Source organism: Streptomyces sp. NPDC020983, assembly GCF_044333485.1.
Lineage (GTDB): Bacteria > Actinomycetota > Actinomycetes > Streptomycetales > Streptomycetaceae > Actinacidiphila.
The window spans coordinates 46,676-71,961 of the sequence record NZ_JBIRRA010000016.1; the positions used below are offsets into that span (position 1 = coordinate 46,676).

Genomic DNA, 25,286 nt, shown 5'->3' on the forward strand with positions numbered 1-25,286 from the left:
TACGGGCGGTGGCGGCGGGTGCGGTCCCGGGCGGTGCGGGGCCGGGTGCGGACAGGCGCCCCCGGGCCCCATCATCCCCGACTCAGCCGCCCGCCCGCGTGCCGCGGACCGGCGGGAAGTCGTGCCCGTCGGTGGCGCGGACGTCGAGCGTACGGTGCGGGGTGAGGCGGACGACGAGGTGCCGGCGCCAGTCGCGGTCGTCGCGGTCGGGGCGGTCCTCGCGCCAGTGGCAGCCGCGCGTCTCCTCACGGCGCCGGGCGGCGGCCACCAGGACCCGGGCGACCAGGCTCAGGTTGGTCGCCTCCCACGTCTCGACGCACGGCTCGGCGGTCTTGCCCTCGCGGTCGTACGCCTCCACGGCCGCGGTGTGCAGGCGCTCCAGGGCGCCCGCGGCCGCCGCCAGCGAGTCGGCGCTGCGCAGCACGCCCGCGCCCGCGGTCATGACGCGCTGCACCTCGTAGCGTGCCTCGGAGGCCAGCAGCGGCGCGCCGCCGGCCTCCGGGACGACCGGGCGCACGGGGGCGGCGCCCCGCCCGGCGAGGACGGCGACCACGTCGTCGGCGATGCGCTCGGCGAAGACCAGTCCTTCGAGCAGCGAGTTGGACGCGAGCCGGTTCGCGCCGTGCACGCCCGTGCAGGCGACCTCGCCGCACGCGTACAGGCCCGGCACGGTCGTACGGCCGTGCAGGTCGGTGCGGACTCCGCCGGAGGCGTAGTGCGCGGCCGGGGCGATCGGGATCAGGCCGTCGACCGGGTCGACGCCGTGCGCGCGGCAGGCGGCGAGGATCGTCGGGAAGCGCTTCTCCCACATCTCGGCCCCGAAGTGCCGGGCGTCGAGGAACATGTGGGTGGTGCCGGTCTCCTGCATGCGGCGCGTGATGGCCTTGGCGACGATGTCGCGCGGTGCCAGCTCGGCCAGCTCGTGCTGCCCGACCATGAAGCGGACGCCGTCGGCGTCGACGAGGTGCGCGCCCTCGCCGCGCACGGCCTCCGACACCAGCGGCTGCTGCCCCTCGGCGTCCGGGCCCAGATACAGCGGGGTGGGGTGGAACTGCACGAACTCGACGTCGCTCACCTCCGCCCCGGCGCGCAGCGCGAGGGCGACACCGTCACCGGTGGACACCGGCGGGTTGGTCGTCGCCGAGTAGACCTGGCCCATGCCCCCGGTGGCCAGCACGACCGCGGGCGCGTGGACCGCCCCGACGCCGTCCCGCCGCCCCTCCCCCATGACGTGCAGCGTGACACCCGCGGTGCGGCCCTCGGCGTCCTCCAGCAGATCGAGGACCAGCGCGTTCTCGATCAGCTCGATGTCCGCCCCGCGCACCGCCCCGATGAGCGCGCGGGAGACCTCCGCGCCCGTCGCGTCACCACCCGCGTGGGTGATACGGCTCCGGTGGTGGCCCCCCTCCCGGGTGAGGAGGAGTTCCCCGGTGTCCGGGTCGGTGTCGAAGCGGGCGCCGGTCGCCATGAGGCGGCGGACCGCGCCGGGGCCCTCGGTCACCAGCAGGCGGACCGCGTTCACGTCGCACAGGCCCGCGCCCGCGACGAGCGTGTCGTCCAGGTGCTGCTCGGGGGTGTCGCCCTCCCCGATGGCCGCGGCGATACCGCCCTGCGCCCAGCGCGTCGAGCCGTCGTCCAGCTTGGCCTTGGTCACGACGGTGACCTTCGCGCCCGCCGCGGCGCAGCGCAGCGCCACGGTCAGCCCGGCCACACCGGATCCCACGACCACGACGTCGGCGCTGATGGCCCAGCCCGGGGCCGGGGCGTGCAGGCGTATGCCGGTGCTGCTTGCCGATGCGGTCATGACGCGGCTCCGAATTCCAGCGGGATGTTGTCGATCAGACGGGTGGCGCCGACCCTGGCGGCGACGGCGAGCACGGCGGGGCCGGTGTGGCCGGGGCCCGCCTCGGTGAAGTCGGCGGGGTCGATGAGGGCGCAGTAGTCCGCGACGACGGACGGCTGCGCGGCGGCCATCACCGCACGGGCCGCGCCCGCCGCGGCCGCGGGGCCCTCCGCGGCGGCGTCCCGTCCGGCGAACAGGGCGCGCGACAGCGCGAGCGCCGACGTCCGCTCCGCCGCGGACAGGTACCGGTTGCGGCTGGACAGCGCCAGGCCGTCGGCCTCGCGGACGGTCGGGGCCCCGACGACGTCGACGGGGAAGTTCAGATCGGTGACCATGCGGCGGATGAGGGCCAGCTGCTGGGCGTCCTTCTGCCCGAAGACGGCGGCGGCGGGGCGCGTCAGGTGCAGCAGCTTGGCGACGACGGTGAGCATGCCGTCGAAGTGCCCGGGCCGCGAGGCCCCCTCGAAACGCTCGCCCATCGGCCCCGCGCTGATCCGCACCTGCGGCTCACCGCCGGGGTAGACCTCGTCGGTGTCCGGCGCGAAGACGTAGTCGGCGCCCTCCCGCGCCGCCAGCTCCACATCCGCCGCCAGCGTGCGCGGATAGCGGTCCAGGTCCTCGTTCGGCCCGAACTGGAGCGGGTTGACGAAGACCGTGACCGTCACCGTGCCCTCCCCCGCCCGTGCCCGAGCGGCGCGAATCAGCGAGGCGTGCCCCTCGTGCAGGGCGCCCATGGTCATGACCACGGCGGCCGCGGGCGGAAGGTCCCCGGCGTGGTGGACCAGCTCGGTCATACGGTGCCCTCGTCTCGGTGGTTGGGGTCGTCCGACAACGCGCCGAGCAGCGCCTCCGCGGACTCGGCCTTGAGCATGCCGTTGGCCAGCGCGCGGTCCGCGGTGGCGCGGGCCATCGCCACGTACGACGCCACGTCCTCCGGCGCGTGCGCACGCAGCTCCCGCAGGTGGGCGGCGACCGTGCCGGCGTCACCGCGGGCCACCGGACCGGTCAGGGCGGCGTCGCCGGAACGCAGCGCGTTGTCCAGCGCCGCGCCCAGCAGCGGGCCCAGCATCCGGCCCGGCTCCCCCACCCCGGCCGTACGCAGCAGGTCCATCGCCTGCGCCACCAGCGTCACCAGGTGGTTCGAGCCGATCGCGAGCGCCGCGTGGTACAGCGGACGGGCCTCCTCCGCGACCCACTCCGGCTCCCCGCCCATCTCGATGACCAGCGCCTCCGCGGCCAGCCGCAGCTCACCGGGCGCCGTCACCCCGAACGTGCAGCCCGCCAGCCGCTGCACGTCCACCGGGGTCCCGGTGAAGGTCATCGCCGGATGCAGCGCGAGCGGCAGGGCCCCCGCGCGAAGAGCCGGCTCCAGCACGGCCGTGCCGTAGCGGCCCGACGTGTGCACGATCAGCTGCCCCGGGCGTACGGCACCGGTCTCCACCAGCCCGTTCACCAGCGCGGGCAAGGCGTCGTCGGGGACCGTGAGCAGCACGAGGTCGGCCACGGCCAGCACCTGGCCGGGCTCCGTCATCGGAACGCCCGGCAGCAGTGCCTCGGCCCTGCGCCGTGAGGCCTCCGACACACCGGAGGCAGCCACGGGGCGGTGCCCCGCCAGAGCGAGCGCGGCGGCGAGCGCCGGGCCGACGCGGCCCGCGCCCACGACCCCCACGGTCAGCCGTCCCGGCCGTTCCTCCACCATCTCGCCTCCCGCTCGGGTTCTCGTCAATCCTACGCGAACCCCCTGCGGGCGGCGCCCCGATGTGACGCTCCCAACTCCCCCCTCCCGGCCGAGCACCCCTGCGCCGCCGCCGCAGACGCTGCCCGCGTGCGATGGGCCCCGCGGCGGCGCTTCGGGCGGTGCCCCGGTTGCCGGTACGTGAGCGGCTGCCCCGCCGCGGGTCCCCGCGCCTGGCGGCGCCGCGCTCGGGCAGTGCCCGCCCGGGGGCCGTGGGCGGCTTGCCCGCCGCCGTTGGTGCCCGCGCCTGGCGGCGCGGGGTGTTCCCACCCCCACCACCCGTGCGGGATAGATATCGGCTGACGGCCTTCTCGTGGGGGTGCATCGCCGTCGGGGGCGAACCGCAGTCCCTGGACAGATTCACCCCCACCGGCAGGCAGCCGCCCACGAGACACCGGGAGGGGGACGATCCGGGGGTGCCCCCGCAGGAATGCGCACCCCACCGCCCCACAATCCGGGGAGAGGCCAGACGCGCATTCCGAGGAGGTACCCCCGGAGTGGCACCCGACCCCACCCCCGCACGGAGTGCGCGATGCCCCGCCGGATGACCCCAGGGGCGCGAGGAACTGCGCGAGCAACCCACCACCGGCGAAACGGCGAACCCCCACCGCAAGAGGCACCCCCTCAGGGGCGCGAGGAACTGCGCGACCAGCCCCCACCAAGCGAAAGGCGAACCGCCCACCGCACGCGGCACCCCCTCAGGGGCGCAAGGAACGGCGCGACCAGCCCCCACCGGCAGAACCGCGAACCGCCACCCCAAGCCGCACCCCCCAGGGGCGCAAGGAACTGCGCGACCAGCCCCCACCGGCGGAAGGTTGCGCGCGCCCGGGGGCGTAAGGGGGCGGGGTCCGGGGTCCACCCCAAGGTGGACGCGGGATCGGTCCCCGGGGTGACCCCGCGGCGCGCAACGCTCCTTACGCTGGGTTATGTGCAGCGCATCTACGACTTCTTCCGCCGCCACCCGACGGGGGTCGACACCTTCTGGGCCGTCGTCCTCCTCGCCGTGTGCGCGGTGTGGGTCGCCGCGGACAGGACACCGTCGCCCGCGGCACGCGCCGCCGCCGTGCCGCTGTCGATGGCCCTGGCGACGGTCGTGGCGCTGCGCCGCCGCGCGCCCGAGCGCATGCTGCTGCTGGCCGTCGCGACGGGCCTGGCCCAGCTCGCGCTGGACGTGAAGGCGCCCAACCCGGGCGATGCCGCGATGCTGGCGATCATCTACACGTGTGCGGCGACGGGCGCGCGCTGGTCGTCCCGGCTCGCGCTGGGCGCGGGGCTGCTGGCGACGCCGATCGCGATGGTGCGGTGGCCGCCGGACGACAAGTACTCGACGATCTGGACGACGCTGCTCCAGACGTTCTTCCTGACGGTGATCTTCGCCTTGTCGTGGGTGATCGGCGACCGGCTGCGGACGCGCCGCGCGTATTACGCGCAGTTGGAGGAGCGCGCCGAGCGCATGCACCGGGAGCGGGAGGCGCAGTCGAAGGCGGCGGTGGCCGCTGAGCGGGCGCGGATCGCGCGGGAGCTGCACGACGTGGTGGCGCACAACGTGTCGGTGATGGTGGTGCAGGCGGACGGCGCCGCGTATGTCATGGATGTGGCGCCGGACCAGGCCCGGCAGGCGCTGAGCACGATCTCCACGACGGGCCGGCAGGCGCTCGCGGAGATGCGCCGGCTGCTGGGGCTGCTGCGGGCGGGGGACGACGCGGGCGGCGAGTACGTGCCGCAGCCGGGTGTGGACCAGCTCGCGGACCTGATCGACCAGGTGCGCGGGGCGGGCCTGCCGGTGCGGTTCGAGGTGGCCGGGCAGGCGCGGCCGCTGTCGAGCGGCGTGGAGCTGACGGCGTACCGCATCGTGCAGGAGGCGCTGACGAACGTGCGCAAGCACGGCGGGGACGGGGCCAGCGCGAATGTCGTGCTGGGCTTCGGCGATCAGGAGCTGGACCTGCTGATCGAGGACGACGGGCGGGGCGGCGCGGACGCGCTGCACGAGGAGGGCGGCCGGGACGGTCTCGGCCAGGGCCTGATCGGCATGCGGGAGCGGATCGGCATGGTCGGCGGGACGTTGACGGCCGGGCCGCGGCCCGGCGGGGGTTTCCGGATCAGCGCGGTGCTGCCGCTGCGGACCGGGCCCTGAAACGGAATCGGAAAGTGACGGATGGGGACGTGATGGGGATCCGGGTCATGCTCGTGGACGACCAGGTGCTGCTGCGCACCGGCTTCCGGATGGTGCTGGCCGCGCAGCCGGACATGGAGGTCGTCGCGGAGGCGAGCGACGGCGCGGAGGCCCTGGAGGTGCTGCGTTCCACCCGGGTGGACGTCGTGCTGATGGACGTGCGGATGCCGCGCATGGACGGGGTGGAGGCGACGCGGCGCATCTGCCGTGGCGACCGGGAGCGCGGCGACGGTCCGCGGGTGCTCATCCTGACCACCTTCGACCTCGACGAATACGCCTTCGCCGCGCTCAAGGCGGGTGCGGCGGGCTTCATGCTCAAGGATGTGCCGCCGGACGAGCTGCTGGCCGCGATCCGCGCGGTGCACAGCGGGGACGCGGTCGTCGCGCCCTCCACGACCCGCCGGCTGCTGGACCGCTTCACGCCGATGCTCCCGGCGCCGGAGTCGGAACCGCGGCACAAGGAGCTGGACAAGCTCACCGACCGTGAGCGGGAGGTGCTGCTGCTGGTGGCGCAGGGCCTGTCGAACGGCGAGATCGCCGCGAAGCTCGTGCTGTCGGAGGCGACGGTCAAGACACACGTCGGGCGCATCCTCACCAAGCTGGGGCTGCGCGACCGGGTGCAGGCGGTCGTCCTGGCGTACGAGTCGGGCGTGGTGCGGGCGGGCGGCGGCGCACTGTGACGTGACGAACGTGTACGACGGGGGCTGAACCTCCCGGCGCCGGGTACGGGCCCGGCTGACGCGGAATCAAAAGCGGAGCCGGGCGCGTTTGATCGACACCACTGCGAGGCAGTGGACGGAAGAGGACTACGGGGAGGCGCCATGCGCGCGATCGTCATCGAGGAGTTCGGCGGGCCGGACGTGCTGCGGCTCGTGGAGGTGCCCGAGCCGGAACCGGGACCGGGCGAGATCACCGTCGCCGTCGCCTTCGCGGGCGTCAATTTCGCCGACATCATGGCCCGTACGAAGGGCTACCAGGTCGACGCGCTGCCCTTCCGGCCCGGCCTGGAGGTCTCCGGGCGGGTGCTCGCGGTGGGTGAGGGCGTCACGGGCCACGCGGTCGGTGACGAGGTCGCGGCGTTCGTCCGCGGCGGGGGCTACGCGCAGGTCGCGGTCGTGCCCGCCGCCAGCGCCTTCACCGTCCCCGCGGGGCTCGACCTGCGGACGGCGGCGACGCTGCCGACCGTGATGCCGACGGCGTACGGCGTGCTGCACGACGTGGCGCGGCTGCGCGAGGGCGACACCGTCCTGGTGCAGGGCGCCGCGGGCGGGGTCGGCACGGTGGCCGGACAGCTCGCGCGGCTCGGCGGGGCGAAGGCCGTCTTCGGTGTCGTCTCCAGCATGGACAAGGCGCCGCACGCCCTGAAGTCCGGCTACGACCAGGTCTTCCTGGACACCGACTTCGACGAGCAGGTGCTCGCCGCCACGGGCGGGCGGGGCGTGGACGTCGCGCTCGACGCGGTCGGCGGCGAGACCTTCCGCCGTACGCTCGCCGTCACCGCGCGCTTCGGCCGGCTGGTCTCCTTCGGCAACTCCGGCAACGCCGCGCCCTGGCAGATCGGCCCCGCCGACGTCTACCCGGCCGCCCAGTCCGTCGCGGGCTTCTCCCTCATGGGGCTGGCCGCGAAGGACCCGGCACGGCTGCGCGAGCTGGCGGACGCCGCCTTCCGCGCGGTGATCGACGGCGGCGTCGAGCTGCCCGTGACCGCGGAGCTGGACCTCGCGGACGCGGGCGAGGCACACCGCCTGGTCGAATCCCGGGCGACGACCGGCAAGCTGCTGCTGCGCGCCTGACCCCCGCGCCACCGGCGGGACCCCTCCCGCCGGTGGCGCGCATCCCGCCGGCGGGGCCCGCCGGCTGGTGGGGGCCCGCGTCAGGGCAGCCGGCGCGCGAAGTCGGCGGCCGCCGCGCGCACGTCGGCCTCCGTCCACTCCAGGGACTCCGGGCCGACGGTCATCTCCAGCATCGACAGGCCCGGGATGCGCGGCTCGAAGAACTGGTAGCGGCCGAAGAGCGATTCGCGGCGCTCCTCCGCCTGCTCCAGCGCGGCCTGGTTCAGCACGTCCTCGGCGTAGGGCAGCCACACCTGGAACTGGTGGGTGTGCGGCGCGTCCGGGTACGTCCGCGGCCACGTCGCACCGCCCTCCGCGAGCCCCTCCCGCAGCGCGCGGGCCACGACCTGGGCGTGCGCCACGTACGACGGCAGCCGCGGCAGTTCGTTGCGCAGGCCCGCGAGCGCCGAGAGCACCGCCGGGAACTGCATGAAGACCTGGCCCCCGTAGCGGTGCCGCCACGCCTTGGCCTCCGCCACGAAATCCGCCGAGCCCGCCAGCGCGGCGCCCGAGATGCCGTCCAGCGACTTGTAGTAGCTCACGTACACGCTGTCCGCGAGGCCCGCGATCTCCTGCAGCGTGTGGCCGAAGTGCGTCGGGCACTCCCACAGGCGGGCGCCGTCGAAGTGCACCACGGCGTCCCGCTCGCGGGCCGCCTTCACGGTGTCCGTCAGCTCCTCCCACGTCGGGAGCACGTACCCGGCCACCCTCAGCGGCAGCTCCAGCATCAGCGCGCCGAAGGGCTCGTCGAGGTCCGCGACCTCCTCCGCGGACGGCATCCGCGGGTCCCTCGTCGGGTGGACCGTCCGCAGCCCTGTCAGGACGCTCAGGGCGTCCCGCTCGTACATCTCCGGATGCGCCAGCGGGTGCAGGGCCACCAGCGGGTTGCCCGTCCGGCCCGCCCATGACCGCAGGGCGACCTGCTGGGCCATCGTGCCAGTCGGGAAGTAGGCCGCCGCCTCCGTCCCGAGCAGTTCCGCCGTGCGGCGCTCCAGTTCGCCGACGACGCCCTCCTCGTCGCCGTACATGTCCACCGGTCCGCTGGTGTCGTACGCCTCCGAGCCCTCCTGCACGAGCCGTGCCAGCCGCTCCGCGATGGACGGGCGGGGCGGGTTCGCGAGCACGCGCTCGCACGCCGCGATCGCGGCGAGCCGCCGCGCTTCTCCGTTGCTTTCCTCGCTCTGACCCATCCCCCGATCTTCTCTCACCCCGCCGGTGCCGGCGCGGCCTCCCGCCGGGGGGGCGCCGCGGGGGTGCCTGGTGCGGTTCCGCCGCGCGATCTTCTGCGGGTGGGGGCTGGTCGCGCAGTTCCCCGCGCCCCCCGGCGTCACCCGGCGGGGCATCGCGCCTCTGCCCGGGGGGTCGGGTGCCGCTTCGGGGGTACCTCCCCGGAACGCGCGTCTGGCCTCACCCCGAACTGGTGGGGCGGCGGTGTGCGCGCTCCTGCGGGGGCACCCCCGGATCGTCCCCCTCCCGGGGCCGGTGCGGCGGCCCCCCGCCGGTGGGGGTGGAGGTCCTGGGGACCGCGGATCGCCGCCGACGGCGAGTCACCCCCGCAGGCAGGCGGACAGCCGACGCCGTACCCGCACGGGTGGTGCGGGTGGAAATGCCCCGCGCCGCCAGGGGCGGGCACCCCCGCGGCGGGACCGCCGCAAAAGCCTCCCGGCGGGCACCGCCCGAAAGCGCACCCCGCGGCGGGGGTCAGCCGGCGCGGCGGTGGCTGGGGCGCGGGGAGGAGGAGCGGCTGCGTTTTTCGACGTACATGCGCTGGTCCGCGGAGTGGAGGATCTCCTCCACGGTCATCCCGCAGCCGGCCCAGCCGACGCCGAAGCTCGCGCCGACGCGCACCGCGCGGCCGTCGACGCGGATGGGCGGGGTGATCGCGTTGCGCAGCCGCACGGCGAGATCCGCCGCGTCCGCCGGGGCGAGCCCGTCGGCGAGGACGACGAATTCGTCGCCGCCGAGGCGGGCGACGGTGTCGCCGTCGCGTACGGCACCGGTGAGGCGGCGGGCGACCTCGATGAGGACGGCGTCGCCCGTGTGGTGGCCGAAGCGGTCGTTGATGGACTTGAAGCCGTCGAGGTCGCAGAAGAGGACGGCGAGGCCCTTGCCGGGCGCGGGGTCGCGCTCGTCGGGGGCGGTGACGTGGGTGTGCGAGTCGTAGCCGATCGCGCCGAGCGGGGAGGCCAGCTCGTCGGGCCCGTAGCCGTAGCTGAAGGCGAATTCGTCGGGGCCCTGGACCTCCGCGGCGAGCGCGGCCGCGTCCTTGTCGCCGGGGCGGTTGCAGATCCGGGCGGTGAGGCGGGAGCGGAGTTCGGCGCTGTTGGGCAGGCCGGTGAGGGAGTCGTGGCTGGCGCGGTGGGCGAGCTGGAGCTCCCGGCTCTTGCGGTCCTCGATGTCCTCGACGTGGGTGAGCAGGAAGCGCGGCCCGTCCGTGGTGTCGGCGACGACGGAGTTGCGCAGCGAGACCCACACGTAGGTGCCGTCGCGGCGGGCCAGCCGGAGTTCGGCGCGGCCGCCCTCGGCGGAGGTGCGCAGCAGCAGGCCGACGTCCTCGGGGTGGACGAGGTCGGAGAAGGAGTAGCGGCGCATGACGGAGGCGCTGCGCCCGAGCAGCCGGCACAGCGCGTCGTTGGCCCGCAGCAGCCTGCCGTGCTGGTCGCCGCCCATCTCGGCGATGGCCATGCCGCTGGGCGCGTACTCGAAGGCCTGCCGGAAGCTCTCCTCGCTGGCCCGCAGCGCCTGCTGGTCGCGTTCCAGGCGGACGAGGGCGCGCTGCATGTTGGCGCGCAGCCGGGCGTTGCTGATGGCTATGCCGGCCTGGAAGGCGTACATCTGGAGCGCTTCCTGGCCCCAGGGCCCGGGGTGGCGGCCGCTGGAGGGGCTGTCGACGGATATGACGCCGAGCATGTCGCCGCCGCCGCCGAGGGAGGCGTACATGGGCGCGTAGAGGCGGTCGCCGGGGTGCCACTCGTCGGCGAAGCGGGGCAGCGGGCCGTCCGTGTGCCACTGGGGCACGTCGTCCTCGTTGAGGACCCAGCCCTCGGTGTGCGGGATGAAGCGCAGGGAGCCCCAGCGCCGGCCCATGGCGAGCCGCCGGTCCCAGGCCTCGCGGGAGCCGACCTTGCCGGTGAGCAGCGCTTCGCCCGCCTCGCTGCCGGCGAAGGCGGCGACGACGAGGTCGCCGTCCGGCCGTACCAGGTTGACGGCGGCGAGGTCGTAGCCGAGGCCGGTGACCACGCCGTCCGCGACCGCCTGGATGGTGTCGGCGAGGCTGCGAGCGGTGTTGAGGTCCGCCACGACCTGGTGCAGCTGACGCAGGGTCGCGAGGCGGACATACGGCTCCGATTCGGTATCCATGCCCCTCTCCGCGCCCTGGACGGCCAACTCCCGTAGTCTTCGCGATACATCCGATGACGCCGCCGACACCGGTTTACTCCGGCCACTGAATCACAGCGAGCTGTGCGGTCGGTACACAGGGTCAACAATATCTGCTGCTTGTGACCCAAGTCACATCATCGCGTAAGCATGTGAATACGGAGGGTGCGGCATCCGGCCCGCCCCGGACCTAGGTCCGAGGGCAGGCTATGACTGCGACCACAGCCCGATCCGCATCCGCCTACCGAGCCGTAACGTGAGGAAGGTGCTGCACACACCGAGCGACCGGCATGCTGGGACCACCATGGCCCACACTGTCGACCCCGATGCCTTCCGCGCCGCGATGACCCGCCTCACCGCGGGCGTCGTCCTCATCACCGCGCACGACCCGGACGACGGGCCGCGCGGCGAGGACGTCGGCATGACCGCGACCGCCTTCATGTCCGTCTCCCTCGAACCGCCGATGGTGCTGGTGAGCGTACGCATCGGATCCCGGATGGACGAGCTGCTCGAACGGCAGCCGCGCTGGGCCGCCTCCGTGCTCAGCGAGAGCCAGCGGCACATCGCCGGGCGCTTCGCGCTGCGCGGCCGGGTCAGCGACCGGCTGCTGTTCGAGGACATCTCCTACTACCGCGGCGAGCACTCGGGCGCGCCCGTGCTCGGCGGGGCGCTGTCGATACTGGAGTGCGAGACCGCCCAGCGCGTCCCCGCCGGGGACCACACGCTGGTGGTCGCGCACGTCCTGGACGCGCGCACCCCCAGCGCGGAGGGCGGCCCGCTGGCGTACTTCCGCGGGCGCTACCGCTTCCTGCGCTGAGCCCTCCCGGGGGCGCGGCCTCACTCCCAGCTGCCGCCGGAGCGGCCCCGTTTGGTCTCGCCGCGCTGCTTCTTGACCCGCAGCCGCCGCTCGTTGATGCCGCGCGGGATCCTCGTCGGGCGGCGCGCCCTGGGCGGCGGCGCCGTCGCCTCGGCCAGCAGTGCCGCGAGCCGGGCCGCGGCCGCCTCCCGGTTCCGCCACTGCGAGCGGTGCTCGGAGGCGCGGACCGCGACCGTCCCGTTCACCAGCCGGCCGGCCAGCCGCTCCAGCGCGCGCTGCTTCCACACCGGGGGCAGCGCCTCCGTCGCCGCGAGGTCGAACCGCAGTTCCACCTGGCTGTCGGACGTGTTCACATGCTGCCCGCCGGGCCCCGACGACCGGGAGAAACGCCACTGGAGCTCCGCCTCCGGCACGGAGACGGAGCCGCGGATGGTCAGTGGCCCGTACATGCCTTCCATGGTCGCGCGTGCGCCGCCGCCGTGCACGGGATTTAGCGCGCCGTGCGGAACCAGCGGATCCCCGGTCCGCGTTCAGTCCGATGAAGGTAGTTTCGACCGCAACACCTACGACCAGACATAAGGGGACTTCCCATGGCGGTAAGCCTGACCAAGGGCGGAAACGTCTCTCTCACCAAGGAGGCGCCCGGCCTGACGGCTGTGACGGTCGGCCTGGGCTGGGACGTCCGTACCACCACCGGCACGGACTTCGACCTCGACGCGAGCGCCATCGCGGTCAACGCGACGGGCAAGGTCTACTCCGACGCGCACTTCGTCTTCTTCAACAACAAGCAGACGCCGGACCAGACCATCGTCCACACCGGCGACAACCGCACGGGCGAGGGCGAGGGCGACGACGAGGCGATCAACGTCAACCTGGCCGGCCTGCCCGCCGACGTCGAGAAGATCGTCTTCCCGGTGTCCATCTACGACGCCGAGTCCCGCAGCCAGAACTTCGGCCAGGTGCGCAACGCGTACATCCGCATCCTCAACCAGGCCGGCGGCGCGGAGATCGCCCGCTACGACCTGAGCGAGGACGCCGCCACCGAGACGGCGATGGTCTTCGGCGAGCTCTACCGCAACGGCGCGGAGTGGAAGTTCCGCGCGGTCGGCCAGGGCTACGCCTCGGGCCTCGCGGGCATCGCCACGGACTTCGGCGTCAGCCTCTGACACCCCCGTCCGCCCAGGGCCCCGACGGCGCCCCTCCCCGCAGCCGGGAGGGGCGCCGTTCCCGTGCCGGGGGGCTCGTCCGCGGGCGGCCGCCGGGGGCGGCGGGCGGCCGGTCTGGGACGATCGACCGGTGATCGACCTCGGCTACGCGCTCTCGCGCCGCTTCCCCGACCCGCCGCAGACGGACTACCGCACGGCGGACGTCCGCGCCCTGCGGCACGACCTCTTCTGCGGTGACGTCTACATCGCCGAGGGGGAGCGCGAACTCGCCACCGCCTGGGGCTGGGTGCCCGTCCTCGACTTCGCGTGGGCGCTGTGCGACATCGCCGAGCAGCTCGACCGCGACCCCGCGGGCAGCCGCGCCGCCCGGCCCCAGCACGCCGAGTTCGACTTCACCGAGTCCTCGGACCGGCTCCGCTTCGTCCGCCGCTTCGGCTTCGTCGACATCACCGCCGACTGGCTCCCCGACGAGCCGCCCCTCTCCGTCCGCCACGCCGACCTGCGGCGGGAGGCCCGCGACTTCCTCCACGACGTCGTCGCGGACCTCACCGACATGCACGACGGCCTGGCGGCCAACCCCGCGGTCTGGACCCTCCTCTCCCGCCACCCGCGCGTCTGACCCCCCGCGGGGCCCGCGGCCGCGCCACCGGACGGGCGTTCCGGGGCGCGCGCAACCGCCGGCCACGTGCGCGTCGTCACCGGCGCAGAGGGGCGGTCCGGTCCCGTGCCGACCCCCGGCGGGCAGCGGGTCGCGCGCAGGCTCCCCGCGCCCCCGGAGGACGGGTGCCCTCGCGGGCCCGTGGGAAGGTCGAGGACATGCGCACAAAGGTGTACGCCGCGGGCGGGTTGCTCGCGCTGGGGTCCGGTGCCCTGCTGGGGCCCGGCGCGTGGGGGCCGGCGGCGGTCGTGGTCATGATCGCCGCGGCCGCGCCGCTGACGCTGATCGCGTGCGAGCTGATGCTGAGCCTCGGCCTGCGCGAAAGCGTCCACTGGTACGGCTGGGTGCTCGCGGCGGCGGCCGCGGTCGCGCTGCCCGCGGGCATCGTCGGCGCGGTCGCCGCGCACGAGCACGGATCGCGCGGATACGTGTCGCGGTACGGGACGCCGGGCGTCGCGGATCTGCCGCAGCGCTGGGGCGGCACGACCACCGTGCAGCCCCGCGGCGAGTGGTGGAGGACGATGCCGCTGCACTTCGGGTCCGCCGGGTGGGAGCGGTACGGCCGTTACTACACGCCGGAGGGCCTCGGCAGGTTCGCGACGGGCCCGGATCCCACAGGGGTGCGGGTCGACGTCCTGGTCGTGGACGGCGCCGCGTACGACGTGCAGAGCTGGCGCACGGACGCGCAGCGCCTCGCCCCGCTGGGCCGCGCACCGCTGCCCGGGCTGCTGTGGGCGCTGCTGCCCGGCCTCCTGCTGCCGCTCGCGCTGCTGGTGAGCGTGCCGGTGCGGGTACGCCGCGGATCCACCGGCAACCGGCCGCCGTACCGCCCGCCGTACCGCGTGCCCCCGTCCCGCCCCGGCGGCGGGGCCGGGCGGCGGGCGGCGCCCGCGGAGCCGGTCCGCGAGGCCGCGGCCCGGCGGCACAAGGAGCGGCACCGGCCCTACCGGCTGACGGTGTCCTCGCCGCGGGTGCGGGTGACCGCCGGTCCGGACGGCCTCACCGTCGAGCAGACGGTCGGCGGGAGCCGGCGCGAGCACATCCAGCTGCCGTGGCGCGACATCGCGGGCCTCGTCTTCGACCACGACCACCGGGACCCGGTGGTGTCCCTGTACGTGCTGCCCGCGCAGGGCGGCCGCCGTCACGCGCTGGATTCCTCCCACCTTTCCGCCGCCGACTGGCGCGCACTCGCCGACGCGGTCGCCGCCTGCACCGACGGCCGGATCCGCCTGGACCTCGCCGCCCGCGACGGCCGCCACGTGAACCCCGACGCCTGACCCTGGCCCGGGGTCCCGCGCCCTAGGGCGAATGGCCGATTGGCGGCGCCCGGCAGGCCGGGTTGGGTGGGAGCAGGCACCGCTGCGGGTGCCGGGAGCGGAGGGCGGGGACGTGTTTGCCGTACGACTGCACGAGTTCGGGGGGCCCGGGAAGCTGCGGTACGAGGAGGTGGCGGATCCCGAGCCGGGTGCCGGCGAGGTGCGGATAGCGGTCGCGGCGGCGGGTGTGCACCTGATCGACACGTGGCTGCGGGAGGGCCGGGTCTCGGGCCCGATCCCGCTGCCGGAGCTGCCGACCGTGCCGGGCCGGGAGGTCGCCGGTACGGTCGACCGGATCGGTCCCGGTGCCGACCCGGCGTGGCTCGGGCGGCGCGTCGTCGCCCACCTCGGCACCGCGCCCGGCGGCTACGCCGAGCTGGCCGTCACGCAGCAGGCGCGGCTGCACGCCGTACCGGACACGCTGGACCTGCGGGCGGCCGTCGCGATGATCGGCACCGGCCGCACCGCGCTGGCCGTCCTGCAGCTCGCCGGGCTCGAAGCCGGCGACACGGTCGTCGTGCTCGCCGCGGCGGGCGGGATCGGCACGCTGCTCGTGCAGCACGCGCTCTCGATCGGAGCGACGGTCGTCGGCGCCGCGGGCGGGCCCGACAAGACCGCGCGCGTCCGCGCGCTGGGCGCTCTCGCGGCCGACTACCTGCGGCCCGGGTGGACGGACGAGGTGCGGGCCGCACTGGGCGGGCGCGCGGCGACGGTCGTCTTCGACGGTGTCGGGGGCGGGACGGCCGCCGAGGCGCTGTCCCTGCTCGGGCCCGGCGGGCGGCACCTCGTCCACGGCTGGGCCTCCGGCGCTCCCGCGGAGCCCGTGCCGGGCGTCGACTCCCGCACCCTCGCCGGGCCCGCCCTCGCGAAGCTCACCGGCACGCCGGAGGGCCTGCGCCGCCTGGAGGCCGCGGCGCTCTCGGCCGCCGCCGAGGGCACGCTCGTCCCGGGCATCCACCCCTTCGCCCTCCAGGACGCGGGAGCCGCGCACGCGGCTCTCGGCGCCCGCGCGACGACGGGCAAGGTGGTCCTGACCTCCTGAGCGCCCGCCGGGACGGGGCCGCGGGCGCGGGGGCGGCCACCGCCCGGCCGGCGGTCCCGCACGGCGGGGCGGCCGCCCCGCCGGCACCGGCGCGCGGCGCCGTCGTGGCCGGTCACGCGGCCGCGCCCCCGGTGCCCGCCCCCGCGGGCGGGGAGGCGTCCGGGAACTCGGTCGTACCCTCGCGGAGTTCTCCGGAGGTAACGAACCGCCCGTACGAGGAGAAGACCCCCGATGGCCCTGTGGGACCGCTTCAAAGAGTCCGCGACGAACATGCAGGCGCAGCTCAACGCCAAGAAGAACGACCTCAAGAGCGGCGCCTTCCGTGACGCCAGCATGGCGATGTGCGCGCTCGTGGCGGCCGCGGACGGGTCGATCGACCCGTCCGAGCGGCAGCGCGTCGCGACCCTCATCGCCACCAACGAGGTGCTGCAGAACTTCCCCGCACAGGACCTCCAGCGGCGCTTCGACGACTACCTGGGCAAGCTGACCGCCGACTTCGCCTTCGGCAAGGTGGGGATCCTCCAGGAGATCGCGAAGGTCCAGAAGAAGCCCACGGAGGCCCGTGCGGTGATCCAGATCGGCATCGTCATCGGCGGCGCGGACGGCGACTTCGACGCGACGGAGAAGGGCGTGGTGCGCGAGGCGTGCTTCGCCGTGGGGCTCAACCCGCAGGAGTTCGACCTCTGACGGCGGCGCCCGGGCACCCCGGATCCGGCGGTGCCCGGACCGTCCGCGGCCGGAATCCGGCACACTATGATCCGAAAGCGGAGCCGGGTGTCTCACACGCCGCCCCGCGGCGGGATCGGCCGCGGCGGCCGGAGCGGCGCGAGCCGCAGGCGCGGGGGCGTCACCGCCCCGGCAGGACGCCGGCTTTCGGATGTGCGCGGCGTTGTGCGGCCGGCGCGGGTACGCGGGGAGCACGGGGAACCCCGGGGGGCGTGAGCGCCTCCGTATCCGGGTGGGGCGCCGGGCCGCCCGGGAAGGTGGGGTGGACGGATGCTTCCGGTGCCGAGCGGGGACGGCTTCCCGCCGGGGGCCGCGGGAGGCGGTCCGGGCGGTGGCAGCAGCACGCAGCGCGACGAGGAGGCCGCGCTGGCGCTGTACGAGGCGCTGCGGGCGCGCAGCAGGGTGACGGGCGCGAGCCCGCCGTCCGCCGCCGAGTTGTACGCGGCCGCGGAGCTGGACGAGGCCCAGGGCGGGCGCGGCTGGCGGCGGTTGACGGATCTGGGACTGGTGCAGATACGCGACGGCGTCGCCGAGGCCGTCGACCCGGACGCGGCACTGGCCCGCGCCATGGACCACTACCAGGCCAACGCCACCGAGCAGTTGCGCAACGGGGTGCGGCTGCAGCGCGTGACGGAGGCGCTGACGGCCGTCTACCGGCCCGCGGTCCAGCGCGAGACACGCGAGACGCGCGAGGTGTCCGTCGAGTTCGTCTCCGAGCCGCGGCGCAAGCAGCGCATCCGGCTGGACCTGTCGGACGCGGCCCGGGAGCGGATCGACTCGATGCACCCGGGGCCGATGCCGTCGATCGAGGTGCTGGAGGCCTCGCTCGCGCACGACCGCTCGCTCCTGGAGCGCGGGGTGGCGAGCCGCGCCATCTACCCGATGTCCTGCCTGGCCTCGCCGAAGTACGCGCGCTGGCTGCACGATCTGGCCGACGCGGGCGTGGAGTTGCGGCTCATCGACCACGCGCCCTTCGACCTGCTGACCTTCGACTCGCACGCGGCGCTGATGGCCGCGGATCCCGAGCACCCCTCGGACACGCTGATCGTCGTCCGCGGCGCCGCCCTGATGCGGGCCTTCCGCGCGGTGTACGAGGACTTCTGGCTGCGCGGCCGGCCGCTGGCGCCCTCCGCGGGCGGCGGCGCGGAGGACGCGGACGCCGTCACCGCGCAGGAGCGGGTCATCATCCGGCTCATGGCCTCGGGCCTCAGCGACGACCAGATCGCCCGCAAGCTGGGCGTCCACCGGCGTACGGTCCAGCGGGCGATCGCCAAGCTCATGGAGCGGCTGGACGCCGCGAGCCGCTTCGAGGCGGGCCTGAAGCTCGCCCGCGACGAGGAGTTCGCGGAACTCTTCACCGGCGTGTGACGCGCGCGCCTCAGCGGGGCGCCGCCGGAAGGTGGTCGGCGAGGCGGCGCAGCAGCGCGGCGATCGGGCCCTGCAGGGTGGGCAGCGTCGAGATGAGCAGGTGGACCAGGGAGAAGCCGAGGGCCGCGGTGACGGGGGTGTCGGCGGTGCGCAGCCAGGAGGTGACGGCGAGGCGGGCCGCCTTGTCGGCGCCGGCCCTCGCGCCCTGCGCGTGCAGCCGGGCGGCGGCGACGGTGGCGTAGTGGGTGGCGGCGGCCCAGTCGCCGTCGCGGGCCGCATCCCCGGCGGCCCGGCCGAGGGCGGCGGCGGGGTCGGTGCCGGCGCCGGGGGCGAGGGCGCACAGGTCGTGCGGCATGTCCGCCGGGTCGCCCCAGCAGGGGTCGGGCGGGCGGCGCGCGGGGACCGGGGGGACGGGCTGCGGCGCCGGGTGGGCGGTGCCGTCCGCCTCGACGAGGAGCCGCTCGACCCGGCCGTCGGGGTGGCCGACGGCGACGTGCGTGGCCCGGCCGGTCTCACGGGCCTGCCACGCCGCCGCGGACCACGCCGGGTGGGTGTCGTCGGCGAGGCCGCGCGCCTGCGACATGACGGTGCCCCACGTGTGGACGGTCCCGCCGGGCAGGACGGCGACGCTCACCGGCGTGACGGGCGCGCCGTCCGCGGCCCCGGCGCCGAACCAGTCCCCCGTCCACGGCGTGGTGGCGACGGGGATGACCGGCACCCTGACCGGCACCAGCCACTCCGCCCCGGTGCCGCCCGCGGCTCCGGGCTGCCGTCCGCCGTAGGGCCCCGGTTCCGGCACCGGCTCGCCGTGACCGTCCGCGGGCCGGCCCCCGTACCCCCGTGACGGGACGCCGGAGGCGTGCGCGTCCGGCGTCGGGGGGTCGTACGGATGAGGGAGGTGCATGTCAGCCGTCCCGCGGGGAGGGGGCCGCGCCGCCGGGGAGGCCGGCGCGGGCGGGACGGCGGACCCACGGGAGCCGCCGGCAGGGGCGGTCCGGGGAGACACGGGCCCAGCCGGAGCGGACCCGCGAGGGGTGGGCCCGCACCCGCACGTCGCCAAGCGTGCGGGTGCGGCGGCGCCCGGCTCTGCCCGGGCCGGGCGCCGGTCTTGAGGGTGCGGCAGGAGCCGGCGGGCGGTGTGCGGCCCGTCGGCCCACCGCGGGGGCGGCGCGGTGGCCGTCCACGGCCCGGCCGAGGGCGGCCACCGCCCCGGCGGCTGCGGCGGAGGGCACCGGACGGCGGGCGGCGGCCTTCTCGGGGCCGGTCGGCGTGGTCACCGGGCCGCCCAGGCGCTGCGCGGCTCGGAGGCCGGCCGGGGGAAGGGGACGGTCGGGAGGGGGCCGCCGGCGAAGAGGTCGCGGCACAGGGCGTCCACCCGGGCGGGGGTGACCGGCGGCAGGGCGGTCAGGCAGGCGTACGGGCCGGAGGTGGTGAGCCGCCAGCGGGCGCACAGGCCGGCGGCGGGGCGGGGGAAGCGGACGGTGACGCCGTGCCCGGTGGGCACGGCGAGGTAGCCGGCGGCGGTGATGTGCCCGGCGGCGTAGCAGGCCGTCTCGTAGCAGGTGTGGACGAGCGCGCGCAGCCCGTCGTAGCCGCGGTCGCGCAGCGCCGCCCACAGCAGCGCGGTGGCCAGCGGGTTGGGGGCGCGTCCGCCGTCGCCGCGGACGGGCGGCAGGGGACCCGCGGTGAGCAGCACCCCGCAGGGGACGGGCAGGCCGAGCAGCCGGTGCGCGGTGAAGGAGAGGCTGTCGGCGCCGTCCCGCAGGTCCCAGGCGGGGCCGCGGCCGGCGAAGGGCGCGGCCAGGCCCGCGGGTCCGGCCTCGACGTGGACGTGGACGGGTCCGGCGGGCGCGGCGGCGGCCCGTACCGCGGCCAGGTCGTCGCCGCCGCTGCCGCCCGCGGTGTGGGTGGTGGCGAGCACGATCGCGCCGCCGGGGCGCTCGGCGGTGAGCCGGGCGAGGGCCGCGGTGTCCATCGTGCCGTCCTCGTCCTGCCGGACCTCGACGACGTCCAGCCCGAGGCGGCGGGCGTGGTCGCGGGCGGCGTGGTGCGCGGCGGCGGTCACGTACAGCGGCGCGCCGGGCAGCGCGTGCCGTGCCGCCCGCAGACCGCCGGCCAGGCCCTCGGCGGCGCCGCCGGTGACGTGGCCCCGGACGCGGCGGGGGTCGCCGAGCGCGAGGTCGGTGCAGAAGTCGACGACGGCCCGCTCCAGGGCCAGCGCCGTCGCGGCCGCCTCATCCGCTCCGGCACCGGGGACCGCCGGCTCGTCGGGGTCCAGGTCCGCGAAGGCGGCCAGCAGCTCGGCGTAGTCGCCGCTCTCGGCGGAGCCGGGAAGGTCCGCCACCGGGTCGTCCGGGCCCGCGGCGGCCGCGCGGCCGGCCGTGGCGCGCAGGCCGGCGACGAGGGCCGCGAGCCGGCGCCGGGTGGCGGCGGGATCCTCGCCGGTGACGCCGACGCGGTCGCACGGCGGGGGCGGCGCGCCGTCCTCGGCGCCGTCCCGTACGCCCGCCGCGTGCGCGTGCGCGCCGGGCGGACCGGCGGGCGGCTCGTACGCCATGACGACCTCCAGGAGACGGCAGCGCGTGACGTGGCGGGGGGCCGGCGGGATGCGCCGGCCCCCCACACGACTCGCCGAAGACTCCCCCCCGAACCGGACGGAGCCGACCGGTGGCCTTCGGCGCACCCCGGCCGCGGCCGCGGGGACCGCGGGCGGGGTGGTGCAAGGTCCTGCAAGTGGTGCGGATACTACGGGCGTTGCAGGTACAGCGGACGCCGTGGGCAGTACGGGTACTGCGGCGCGGAGGTCCGTTCCGCCGGCGCACCCCGCGTCCCGTCCCCGGAACGTGGTGTGTACCAACGGGAGAATTCGTACCCGACGCGGCACCCCTCGCGCCACGGACACCGGCGTCCTCATCCACACCTCCCGATCAGGCCTTTTGTTCCCCTGTCAGCGCTCACCAAGCCTGTGAACTGGCAATTCGCCGCCCCTGCCGCTCCGTTGTCCAAAATGGGACACGTACCAATGTGGACAGACCCGCCGTCAGCGGCCGCGCAAGGGCGCCGATCCGGCCCCGCGGCGGAAAATGCCAGGTCGCCGCGCGGTCCCGGCGCCGCCCGCCGGGAGGCGGCTTCCCGCCCCTCCCGGAACCGCGCCCGGCTGCCCGGCTCCCGCGCCGCGCGGGGTGCCCGGACGGCCCGGGCCGCGGGGGCGTGACGCGCCGCGCCCCCGCCCGGGCGGCTGCCGGACGGGGGCGCGGGCCGGACCGGTCAGGTGGCCATGGGAAGCGGTGCCCGCCGTGGGACAGGGGTGGGCACGGCGGACGGGACCACCTCGCCGGTCGCGTCGTCGATCACCGAGACCCGCACCGCCGGCTGGGGCGCGGAGTCCACGGTGAGCGTGAGGTCCAGCGCGAAGAGGACGCTCGCCGGGTGCGTGCCGCGTGCGTCCCGGTACGCGCCGGTGTAGTGCAGCACCCGCCAGCCGCCGTCGTCCCAGTGGTCGAGCAGCCCTGAGCGGACGACGGGCATGGCCGCCTGCCAGGCCAGCGAGTTCTCCAGCAGTTCGACGCTCGCCGCGACCGGCACCCGCTCGCCCGCGCCGCCGGCCGGCGGCAGCGGGTGGCCGAACAGCCGCAGCCGGGCCCGCCGCAGCGGCACCCGTACGGCCCTGTCGAGATCGGCGACGAGCACCGCCAGGACGGCGGCGGCGAGCGCCAGGACGCCCGCGGCGCCGGCCGGGCGGTCGGCGGCCTGCGACCACCAGGGGGCGTCGGCGGTCGCGGCCAGGACCCCGCCGGCCACCACCAGCCCGGCCCGGGTGAAGGCGCGCACCCCGATCGGGCCCTCCGCGCGGGCGCTGCACCCGCACGACGACTCCGGCGCGGTGGCCCGGGCGTAGGCCAGGTAACCGGTGAAGCCGGCGCCGAGCGCGGCGGTCGCGGCACCCGGCGCCACCGTGTCGGGAACGGCGAACAAAGCCGCGGCCAGGGCGAGTTCGACCGCCCCGACGGCCCGCAGCGCGAGCGTGGCGCGGCGCCCGTCGTTGAGCACGCGCACCAGCACGGTGTTCGCGGCCAGCTGGGCGGTCTGCCGGCCGAACGCCTTGCCGGCGCCCGTGGCGGTGAGCAGCACCGCGCACACCAGCGGCGCGAGGTTGGAGACCAGCGGAATCACGGCGCCTCCCGTCAGTGGCCGAGCGAGACGCGGGCCATGTCGATGTGGCCGTCCGCGGGCCGCCAGGCGCCCAGCACCTGCGCCTCCTGCCCGATGCGGGTGCGGGACAGGTCCGCGGTCAGCGCTCCGCCGAGGTAGGAGGCGGTCGTGGTGTCCGGCACGATGTGGCCGACGACCTCGTTGCCGCCGTGGCTGAGGTGCAGCCGGTCCCTGGCGATGCCGCGGATGGTGACGTAGACGTTGACGATGTTGACCCACACCGCGTCGGCGGCGATCGTGCCGTCCGGCATGGCGGCGCCGCGCGCGTAGAGGCCGTCGCCGGGCTCGATGGCCTCGGCGGTGGTGGTGCGCAGCTTCCAGATGCTGGTGGCGTTGGTGAGCTGGACGAGGTGGCGCTCGCCGTGCGAGCCGGCGACGTCCAGGACGTTGCGGTTGACGGCGACGACGCGGCCCTCGGCGAAGGCCGCGGGGATCGCCGCGTCGAGGGAGGGCGTCGGCTCGGCGAAGGCCGCCTCGGCGTCGAGGCCGCCGAGCGCGGAGGCGCCGACGATGGTGGCGCCGCCGATCGCGGCCGTGGTCAGGAAGCGCCGGCGGTCCAGGTGGCGCCCGCCGTTGTCGTGGCTGTGGCTCATGTCGTCCTTCCCGGGGGTGAGGTGGAGGGGCGGGGGGCGCCGGTCACTCGTAGATGTAGACGGGGAGCTTGCCGGAGCTGAGGCTGCCGATCGAGGAGAAGGCGGAGGGCGTCAGGTCGATGACCCGGTTGGTGCGGCAGGTGCCGTTGCAGCAGGTGGCCTCGCCGCAGAAGCTCTTGGTACGCGGGCCGCAGTCGGCGAGCGTCACGCACACGGTGGCGCCGGAGCACTGGTGCTTGACGTTCATGGTCGCGCCGCAGGTGCGCCGCGGGATGCCCTCGCCGCACAGGTCGGGGCGGGTGATGTCGTAGCAGGCGGCGGAGAGGTTGGGCCAGGCCGCCATGTGCTTGCTGGACTGGCAGGTGCCGCAGGCGCCGGTGCCGGCGCTGCCGCAGGAGCCCCAGGCGTTGCCGCAGCAGAACCAGGTGGCTTCGCCGGCCCAGAGGTAGGTCGATCCGCAGGCCATGTCGCGTTCCCTTCGGAGGTGGCGCAGGCTTATGACCTGCGCATGACAGTACGGTGAACGGCGGTACGCGCGCGTCGCGGCGCCGGACCGGGGGGGGTGCGCACGGGTGAGAACTACATGCCCATGACAAATACGGAGGAGGGTGACGTGTCCGCGCCGTTGCGGTGACGTGCCGTGCCGGGGTGCGGCGAGGGTGCGGTGGAGCGGGTGCTGCCGTGTGCCTGTTCCGCACGCGGGGCGGGTTCCGTGCGGTGCCTGGCGGTGCGCGCGTGCGGGCGAAGCGGTCTCGTGCCTCGTGCGGGCCCGGTCCCGGAATGGGCCGGATGCGTCTGATGTGCCGGCAGTGCAAGGTGACACCGCAATGATGCGGGATTCTACGCGCGTACGGAAGAGCCCGGGCGGTCCCGTTCGCCGTGCGGCACCCGGCCGGCGCCCGCGGCCGGGCTCAGTCGGCGCGCGGGTGGCGGTGGCCGTCGACCGCCGCGACCAGCACCGCGGCCAGCGCCACCACCGCACCGGCCGCGAGGAGCGACTCCTCGTACACCGCCGAGCCGGTCCGGATCAGGTGCAGCGCGTGCCCGGCGTACACCGAGCGGTGGTCGTGCAGCAGGTTGGCACCCGACAGGACCGCGAGCAGCGTGCCGAGCAGCGGGGCGGCGATGTGGCCCTGGCGGGCGCGCAGCCACAGCATGGTCGGGACGCCCACGCACACGGCCGCCGGGACGGCGGCCACCATGCCCAGACGGACGTCGTGGCCGACGAGTTCGGAGCCGAGCGCCGAACCGCCGGCGATGAGCCCCACCGCGAGGACGAGCAGGACCGCCGCGCGCCACGCCGTACCGCCCGGGGTGCGCGCCGCAGGGGCCGCGCCCCCTTCCCCCTCCGCTGCTGCCGTCATGCCGCCAGTATGCCGACTCCCCCCGTACGGCGCGGAAAAGCCTGGGAAGGCGGATGCCCCGCCGCCCTACGAGCTCGTCACACGATCACGATCCGGGCTCTTGAGGCGTGTCCACGCACGCGCGGGTCGTTGGCGGTGCGCGCCCCGAAGACGGGATTTCCTTCGGGGCGCGCGGCAGGGGTTCCGGTTCAGGCGTTGTAGCCACCGTGGGCGTCCAGCACCGCGCCCGTGACGTACGACGCGGCGGGGCTCGCCAGAAAGGCGATCGCCGCGGCGATTTCTCGGGGGTGACCCGTGCGTTGCAGGGACAGCATGCTGGTCAGGGCCTTGATCGTCTCGGGGTTCGTTTCCATGCCGCCCTCCATCAGTCCGGCCTCCACGACGTTGGCTGTGATGTCCCGGGGCCCGAGGTCCCGTGCGGCCCCCAGGGTGTACCTGGTGACTCCCGCCTTGGTCGCCGCATAGTCGGCAGCTCCCGGGGTGCCGACCCGGGATCCCAGTCCGGAACTCACCGTGATGATGCGGCCGCCCGTGCGCAGCACTCGGGAGGCGGCCCGGATGACGGCGATCACGCCGAGGTAGTTGGTGGCGTGCATCCGGTCCAGTGCGGCGGTGTCGGCGTCCGGGTCGTCCACTGTGCCGGCCGCGGAGATCGCCGCGTTGTTGACGAGGATGTCCAGGCCGCCGAAGTGCGCCACCACGTCGTCAATCAGCGCCGGCGCCTGACTCGTGTCCGCCTGGTCGGACTTGAAGGCGACGGCCTTCGCTCCCTTGCCGCGCACCTCGTCGACGACAGCCTGCGCCTGCTTCTCGGAGCTCACATAAGTGAAGGCGACGTCGGCGCCCTGCTCGGCCAGCAGTCGTACGGTCGCGGCTCCCAGTCCGCGCGACCCCCCGGTGACCAGGGCGACCTTGCCCGTGAGTGGCTTGCTCATTCTTCTCACCTCGTTGATTGACCCTTCCGGCAGTCGCAACGTTAATTGTTACGACAGCTTGTTGCAACCTTCGTTGTTACGACTGCGTCCTGTCGTAACATGAAGCGTTGCGGCCGAGAGGAGGGATT

General features: G+C 75.5%; 23 protein-coding genes. 10 read left to right on the forward strand and 13 right to left on the reverse strand.

The window, feature by feature from the left end; translation table 11 throughout:
• Positions 1-82: 82 nt before the first annotated feature.
• From ACH4SE_RS30320 to ACH4SE_RS30330, 3 genes are read right to left on the reverse strand one after another with little or no spacing between them, the layout of a single operon-like run.
• Positions 83-1,804 (reverse strand): L-aspartate oxidase, encoded by a 1,722-nt coding sequence (locus tag ACH4SE_RS30320; RefSeq protein ID WP_398546720.1) that lies wholly within the window; start codon positions 1,802-1,804, stop codon positions 83-85.
• Positions 1,801-2,637 (reverse strand): pantoate--beta-alanine ligase, encoded by an 837-nt coding sequence (gene panC, locus ACH4SE_RS30325; RefSeq protein WP_398546721.1) that lies wholly within the window; start codon positions 2,635-2,637, stop codon positions 1,801-1,803. Before panC ends, ACH4SE_RS30320 begins: the two co-directional genes overlap by 4 nt.
• A complete protein-coding gene (locus tag ACH4SE_RS30330; RefSeq protein ID WP_398546722.1) occupies positions 2,634-3,542 on the reverse strand; it encodes a Rossmann-like and DUF2520 domain-containing protein in 909 nt (302 codons plus the stop codon). Before ACH4SE_RS30330 ends, panC begins: the two co-directional genes overlap by 4 nt.
• A 964-nt stretch (positions 3,543-4,506) precedes the next feature.
• On the opposite strand from ACH4SE_RS30330, the gene ACH4SE_RS30335 reads away from it, so the two are divergent.
• The 3 genes from ACH4SE_RS30335 (at position 4,507) to ACH4SE_RS30345 (ending at position 7,544) form a co-directional block, all read left to right on the forward strand.
• The gene (locus ACH4SE_RS30335; RefSeq protein ID WP_398546723.1) at positions 4,507-5,712 is read left to right on the forward strand and encodes a sensor histidine kinase; all 1,206 of its coding nucleotides are present in this window, start codon (positions 4,507-4,509) and stop codon (positions 5,710-5,712) included.
• Between the two features lie 32 nt (positions 5,713-5,744).
• Complete coding sequence (locus tag ACH4SE_RS30340) at positions 5,745-6,431, forward strand: response regulator (protein ID WP_398546852.1); 687 nt, start codon at positions 5,745-5,747, stop codon at positions 6,429-6,431.
• Between the two features lie 141 nt (positions 6,432-6,572).
• Positions 6,573-7,544: a zinc-binding alcohol dehydrogenase family protein gene (locus ACH4SE_RS30345; protein ID WP_398546724.1), complete on the forward strand. Its 972-nt coding sequence runs from the start codon at positions 6,573-6,575 to the stop codon at positions 7,542-7,544.
• A gap of 80 nt (positions 7,545-7,624) precedes the next feature.
• Here ACH4SE_RS30345 and ACH4SE_RS30350 read toward each other — a convergent pair whose 3' ends face one another.
• Both ACH4SE_RS30350 and cdgB read right to left on the reverse strand, forming a co-directional pair.
• Positions 7,625-8,773, reverse strand: coding sequence for a threonine aldolase family protein (locus ACH4SE_RS30350; protein ID WP_398546725.1), 1,149 nt, complete (start codon positions 8,771-8,773; stop codon positions 7,625-7,627).
• 511 nt (positions 8,774-9,284) lie between these two features.
• The gene (gene cdgB / locus ACH4SE_RS30355) at positions 9,285-10,943 is read right to left on the reverse strand and encodes a diguanylate cyclase CdgB (RefSeq protein ID WP_398546726.1); all 1,659 of its coding nucleotides are present in this window, start codon (positions 10,941-10,943) and stop codon (positions 9,285-9,287) included.
• Positions 10,944-11,265: 322 nt separating this feature from the next.
• Here cdgB and ACH4SE_RS30360 point away from each other — a divergent pair, with 322 nt between their 5' ends.
• Positions 11,266-11,778 carry a flavin reductase family protein gene (locus ACH4SE_RS30360; protein ID WP_398546727.1) on the forward strand — a complete coding sequence of 171 codons (513 nt, stop codon included), beginning with the start codon at positions 11,266-11,268 and terminating at the stop codon, positions 11,776-11,778.
• 20 nt (positions 11,779-11,798) lie between these two features.
• On the opposite strand, the gene arfB is transcribed toward ACH4SE_RS30360, so the two are convergent.
• Positions 11,799-12,236 (reverse strand): alternative ribosome rescue aminoacyl-tRNA hydrolase ArfB, encoded by a 438-nt coding sequence (gene arfB, locus ACH4SE_RS30365; protein WP_398546728.1) that lies wholly within the window; start codon positions 12,234-12,236, stop codon positions 11,799-11,801.
• 132 nt (positions 12,237-12,368) lie between these two features.
• Here arfB and ACH4SE_RS30370 point away from each other — a divergent pair, with 132 nt between their 5' ends.
• The 6 genes from ACH4SE_RS30370 (at position 12,369) to ACH4SE_RS30395 (ending at position 18,054) form a co-directional block, all read left to right on the forward strand.
• Complete coding sequence (locus ACH4SE_RS30370) at positions 12,369-12,944, forward strand: TerD family protein (RefSeq protein ID WP_398192224.1); 576 nt, start codon at positions 12,369-12,371, stop codon at positions 12,942-12,944.
• Between the two features lie 130 nt (positions 12,945-13,074).
• The gene (locus ACH4SE_RS30375; RefSeq protein ID WP_398546729.1) at positions 13,075-13,563 is read left to right on the forward strand and encodes a hypothetical protein; all 489 of its coding nucleotides are present in this window, start codon (positions 13,075-13,077) and stop codon (positions 13,561-13,563) included.
• 197 nt (positions 13,564-13,760) lie between these two features.
• Positions 13,761-14,879 (forward strand): hypothetical protein, encoded by a 1,119-nt coding sequence (locus ACH4SE_RS30380; protein ID WP_398546730.1) that lies wholly within the window; start codon positions 13,761-13,763, stop codon positions 14,877-14,879.
• Between the two features lie 112 nt (positions 14,880-14,991).
• Complete coding sequence (locus ACH4SE_RS30385) at positions 14,992-15,960, forward strand: zinc-binding dehydrogenase (RefSeq protein WP_398546731.1); 969 nt, start codon at positions 14,992-14,994, stop codon at positions 15,958-15,960.
• A 231-nt stretch (positions 15,961-16,191) separates the two neighbouring features.
• Positions 16,192-16,647 carry a tellurite resistance TerB family protein gene (locus ACH4SE_RS30390; protein WP_398546732.1) on the forward strand — a complete coding sequence of 152 codons (456 nt, stop codon included), beginning with the start codon at positions 16,192-16,194 and terminating at the stop codon, positions 16,645-16,647.
• 309 nt (positions 16,648-16,956) lie between these two features.
• The gene (locus tag ACH4SE_RS30395; RefSeq protein ID WP_398546733.1) at positions 16,957-18,054 is read left to right on the forward strand and encodes a LuxR C-terminal-related transcriptional regulator; all 1,098 of its coding nucleotides are present in this window, start codon (positions 16,957-16,959) and stop codon (positions 18,052-18,054) included.
• Between the two features lie 10 nt (positions 18,055-18,064).
• On the opposite strand, the gene ACH4SE_RS30400 is transcribed toward ACH4SE_RS30395, so the two are convergent.
• From ACH4SE_RS30400 to ACH4SE_RS30430, 7 genes are all read right to left on the reverse strand, one after another.
• Positions 18,065-18,853: a hypothetical protein gene (locus ACH4SE_RS30400; protein WP_398546734.1), complete on the reverse strand. Its 789-nt coding sequence runs from the start codon at positions 18,851-18,853 to the stop codon at positions 18,065-18,067.
• 474 nt (positions 18,854-19,327) lie between these two features.
• The gene (locus ACH4SE_RS30405) at positions 19,328-20,611 is read right to left on the reverse strand and encodes a histidine decarboxylase (protein WP_398546735.1); all 1,284 of its coding nucleotides are present in this window, start codon (positions 20,609-20,611) and stop codon (positions 19,328-19,330) included.
• Between the two features lie 710 nt (positions 20,612-21,321).
• Positions 21,322-22,227 carry a MauE/DoxX family redox-associated membrane protein gene (locus tag ACH4SE_RS30410; RefSeq protein WP_398546736.1) on the reverse strand — a complete coding sequence of 302 codons (906 nt, stop codon included), beginning with the start codon at positions 22,225-22,227 and terminating at the stop codon, positions 21,322-21,324.
• 11 nt (positions 22,228-22,238) lie between these two features.
• A complete protein-coding gene (locus tag ACH4SE_RS30415; protein ID WP_398546737.1) occupies positions 22,239-22,859 on the reverse strand; it encodes a twin-arginine translocation signal domain-containing protein in 621 nt (206 codons plus the stop codon).
• Between the two features lie 43 nt (positions 22,860-22,902).
• Entirely contained in the window at positions 22,903-23,325 is a 423-nt protein-coding gene (locus ACH4SE_RS30420) for a hypothetical protein (RefSeq protein WP_398546738.1), read from the reverse strand.
• 445 nt (positions 23,326-23,770) lie between these two features.
• Complete coding sequence (locus tag ACH4SE_RS30425; RefSeq protein WP_398546739.1) at positions 23,771-24,223, reverse strand: hypothetical protein; 453 nt, start codon at positions 24,221-24,223, stop codon at positions 23,771-23,773.
• A 188-nt stretch (positions 24,224-24,411) separates the two neighbouring features.
• Complete coding sequence (locus ACH4SE_RS30430; protein WP_398546740.1) at positions 24,412-25,158, reverse strand: SDR family NAD(P)-dependent oxidoreductase; 747 nt, start codon at positions 25,156-25,158, stop codon at positions 24,412-24,414.
• Between the last annotated feature and the right edge of the window lie 128 nt (positions 25,159-25,286).

What these genes read in the sequence shown, in the direction of transcription:
- ACH4SE_RS30390 (WP_398546732.1), top strand. Translation starts at nt 16,192, where the DNA reads ATGGCCCTGTGGGACCGCTTCAAAGAGTCCGCGACGAACATGCAGGCG.
- ACH4SE_RS30330 (WP_398546722.1), bottom strand. Translation starts at nt 3,542, where the DNA reads ATGGTGGAGGAACGGCCGGGACGGCTGACCGTGGGGGTCGTGGGCGCG.
- ACH4SE_RS30340 (WP_398546852.1), top strand. Translation starts at nt 5,745, where the DNA reads ATGGGGATCCGGGTCATGCTCGTGGACGACCAGGTGCTGCTGCGCACC.
- ACH4SE_RS30345 (WP_398546724.1), top strand. Translation starts at nt 6,573, where the DNA reads ATGCGCGCGATCGTCATCGAGGAGTTCGGCGGGCCGGACGTGCTGCGG.
- ACH4SE_RS30320 (WP_398546720.1), bottom strand. Translation starts at nt 1,804, where the DNA reads ATGACCGCATCGGCAAGCAGCACCGGCATACGCCTGCACGCCCCGGCC.
- ACH4SE_RS30350 (WP_398546725.1), bottom strand. Translation starts at nt 8,773, where the DNA reads ATGGGTCAGAGCGAGGAAAGCAACGGAGAAGCGCGGCGGCTCGCCGCG.
- ACH4SE_RS30415 (WP_398546737.1), bottom strand. Translation starts at nt 22,859, where the DNA reads ATGAGCCACAGCCACGACAACGGCGGGCGCCACCTGGACCGCCGGCGC.
- ACH4SE_RS30395 (WP_398546733.1), top strand. Translation starts at nt 16,957, where the DNA reads ATGCTTCCGGTGCCGAGCGGGGACGGCTTCCCGCCGGGGGCCGCGGGA.
- ACH4SE_RS30360 (WP_398546727.1), top strand. Translation starts at nt 11,266, where the DNA reads ATGGCCCACACTGTCGACCCCGATGCCTTCCGCGCCGCGATGACCCGC.
- ACH4SE_RS30425 (WP_398546739.1), bottom strand. Translation starts at nt 24,223, where the DNA reads ATGACGGCAGCAGCGGAGGGGGAAGGGGGCGCGGCCCCTGCGGCGCGC.
- ACH4SE_RS30420 (WP_398546738.1), bottom strand. Translation starts at nt 23,325, where the DNA reads ATGGCCTGCGGATCGACCTACCTCTGGGCCGGCGAAGCCACCTGGTTC.
- cdgB (WP_398546726.1), bottom strand. Translation starts at nt 10,943, where the DNA reads ATGGATACCGAATCGGAGCCGTATGTCCGCCTCGCGACCCTGCGTCAG.
- ACH4SE_RS30405 (WP_398546735.1), bottom strand. Translation starts at nt 20,611, where the DNA reads ATGGCGTACGAGCCGCCCGCCGGTCCGCCCGGCGCGCACGCGCACGCG.
- arfB (WP_398546728.1), bottom strand. Translation starts at nt 12,236, where the DNA reads ATGGAAGGCATGTACGGGCCACTGACCATCCGCGGCTCCGTCTCCGTG.
- panC (WP_398546721.1), bottom strand. Translation starts at nt 2,637, where the DNA reads ATGACCGAGCTGGTCCACCACGCCGGGGACCTTCCGCCCGCGGCCGCC.
- ACH4SE_RS30380 (WP_398546730.1), top strand. Translation starts at nt 13,761, where the DNA reads ATGCGCACAAAGGTGTACGCCGCGGGCGGGTTGCTCGCGCTGGGGTCC.
- ACH4SE_RS30430 (WP_398546740.1), bottom strand. Translation starts at nt 25,158, where the DNA reads ATGAGCAAGCCACTCACGGGCAAGGTCGCCCTGGTCACCGGGGGGTCG.
- ACH4SE_RS30370 (WP_398192224.1), top strand. Translation starts at nt 12,369, where the DNA reads ATGGCGGTAAGCCTGACCAAGGGCGGAAACGTCTCTCTCACCAAGGAG.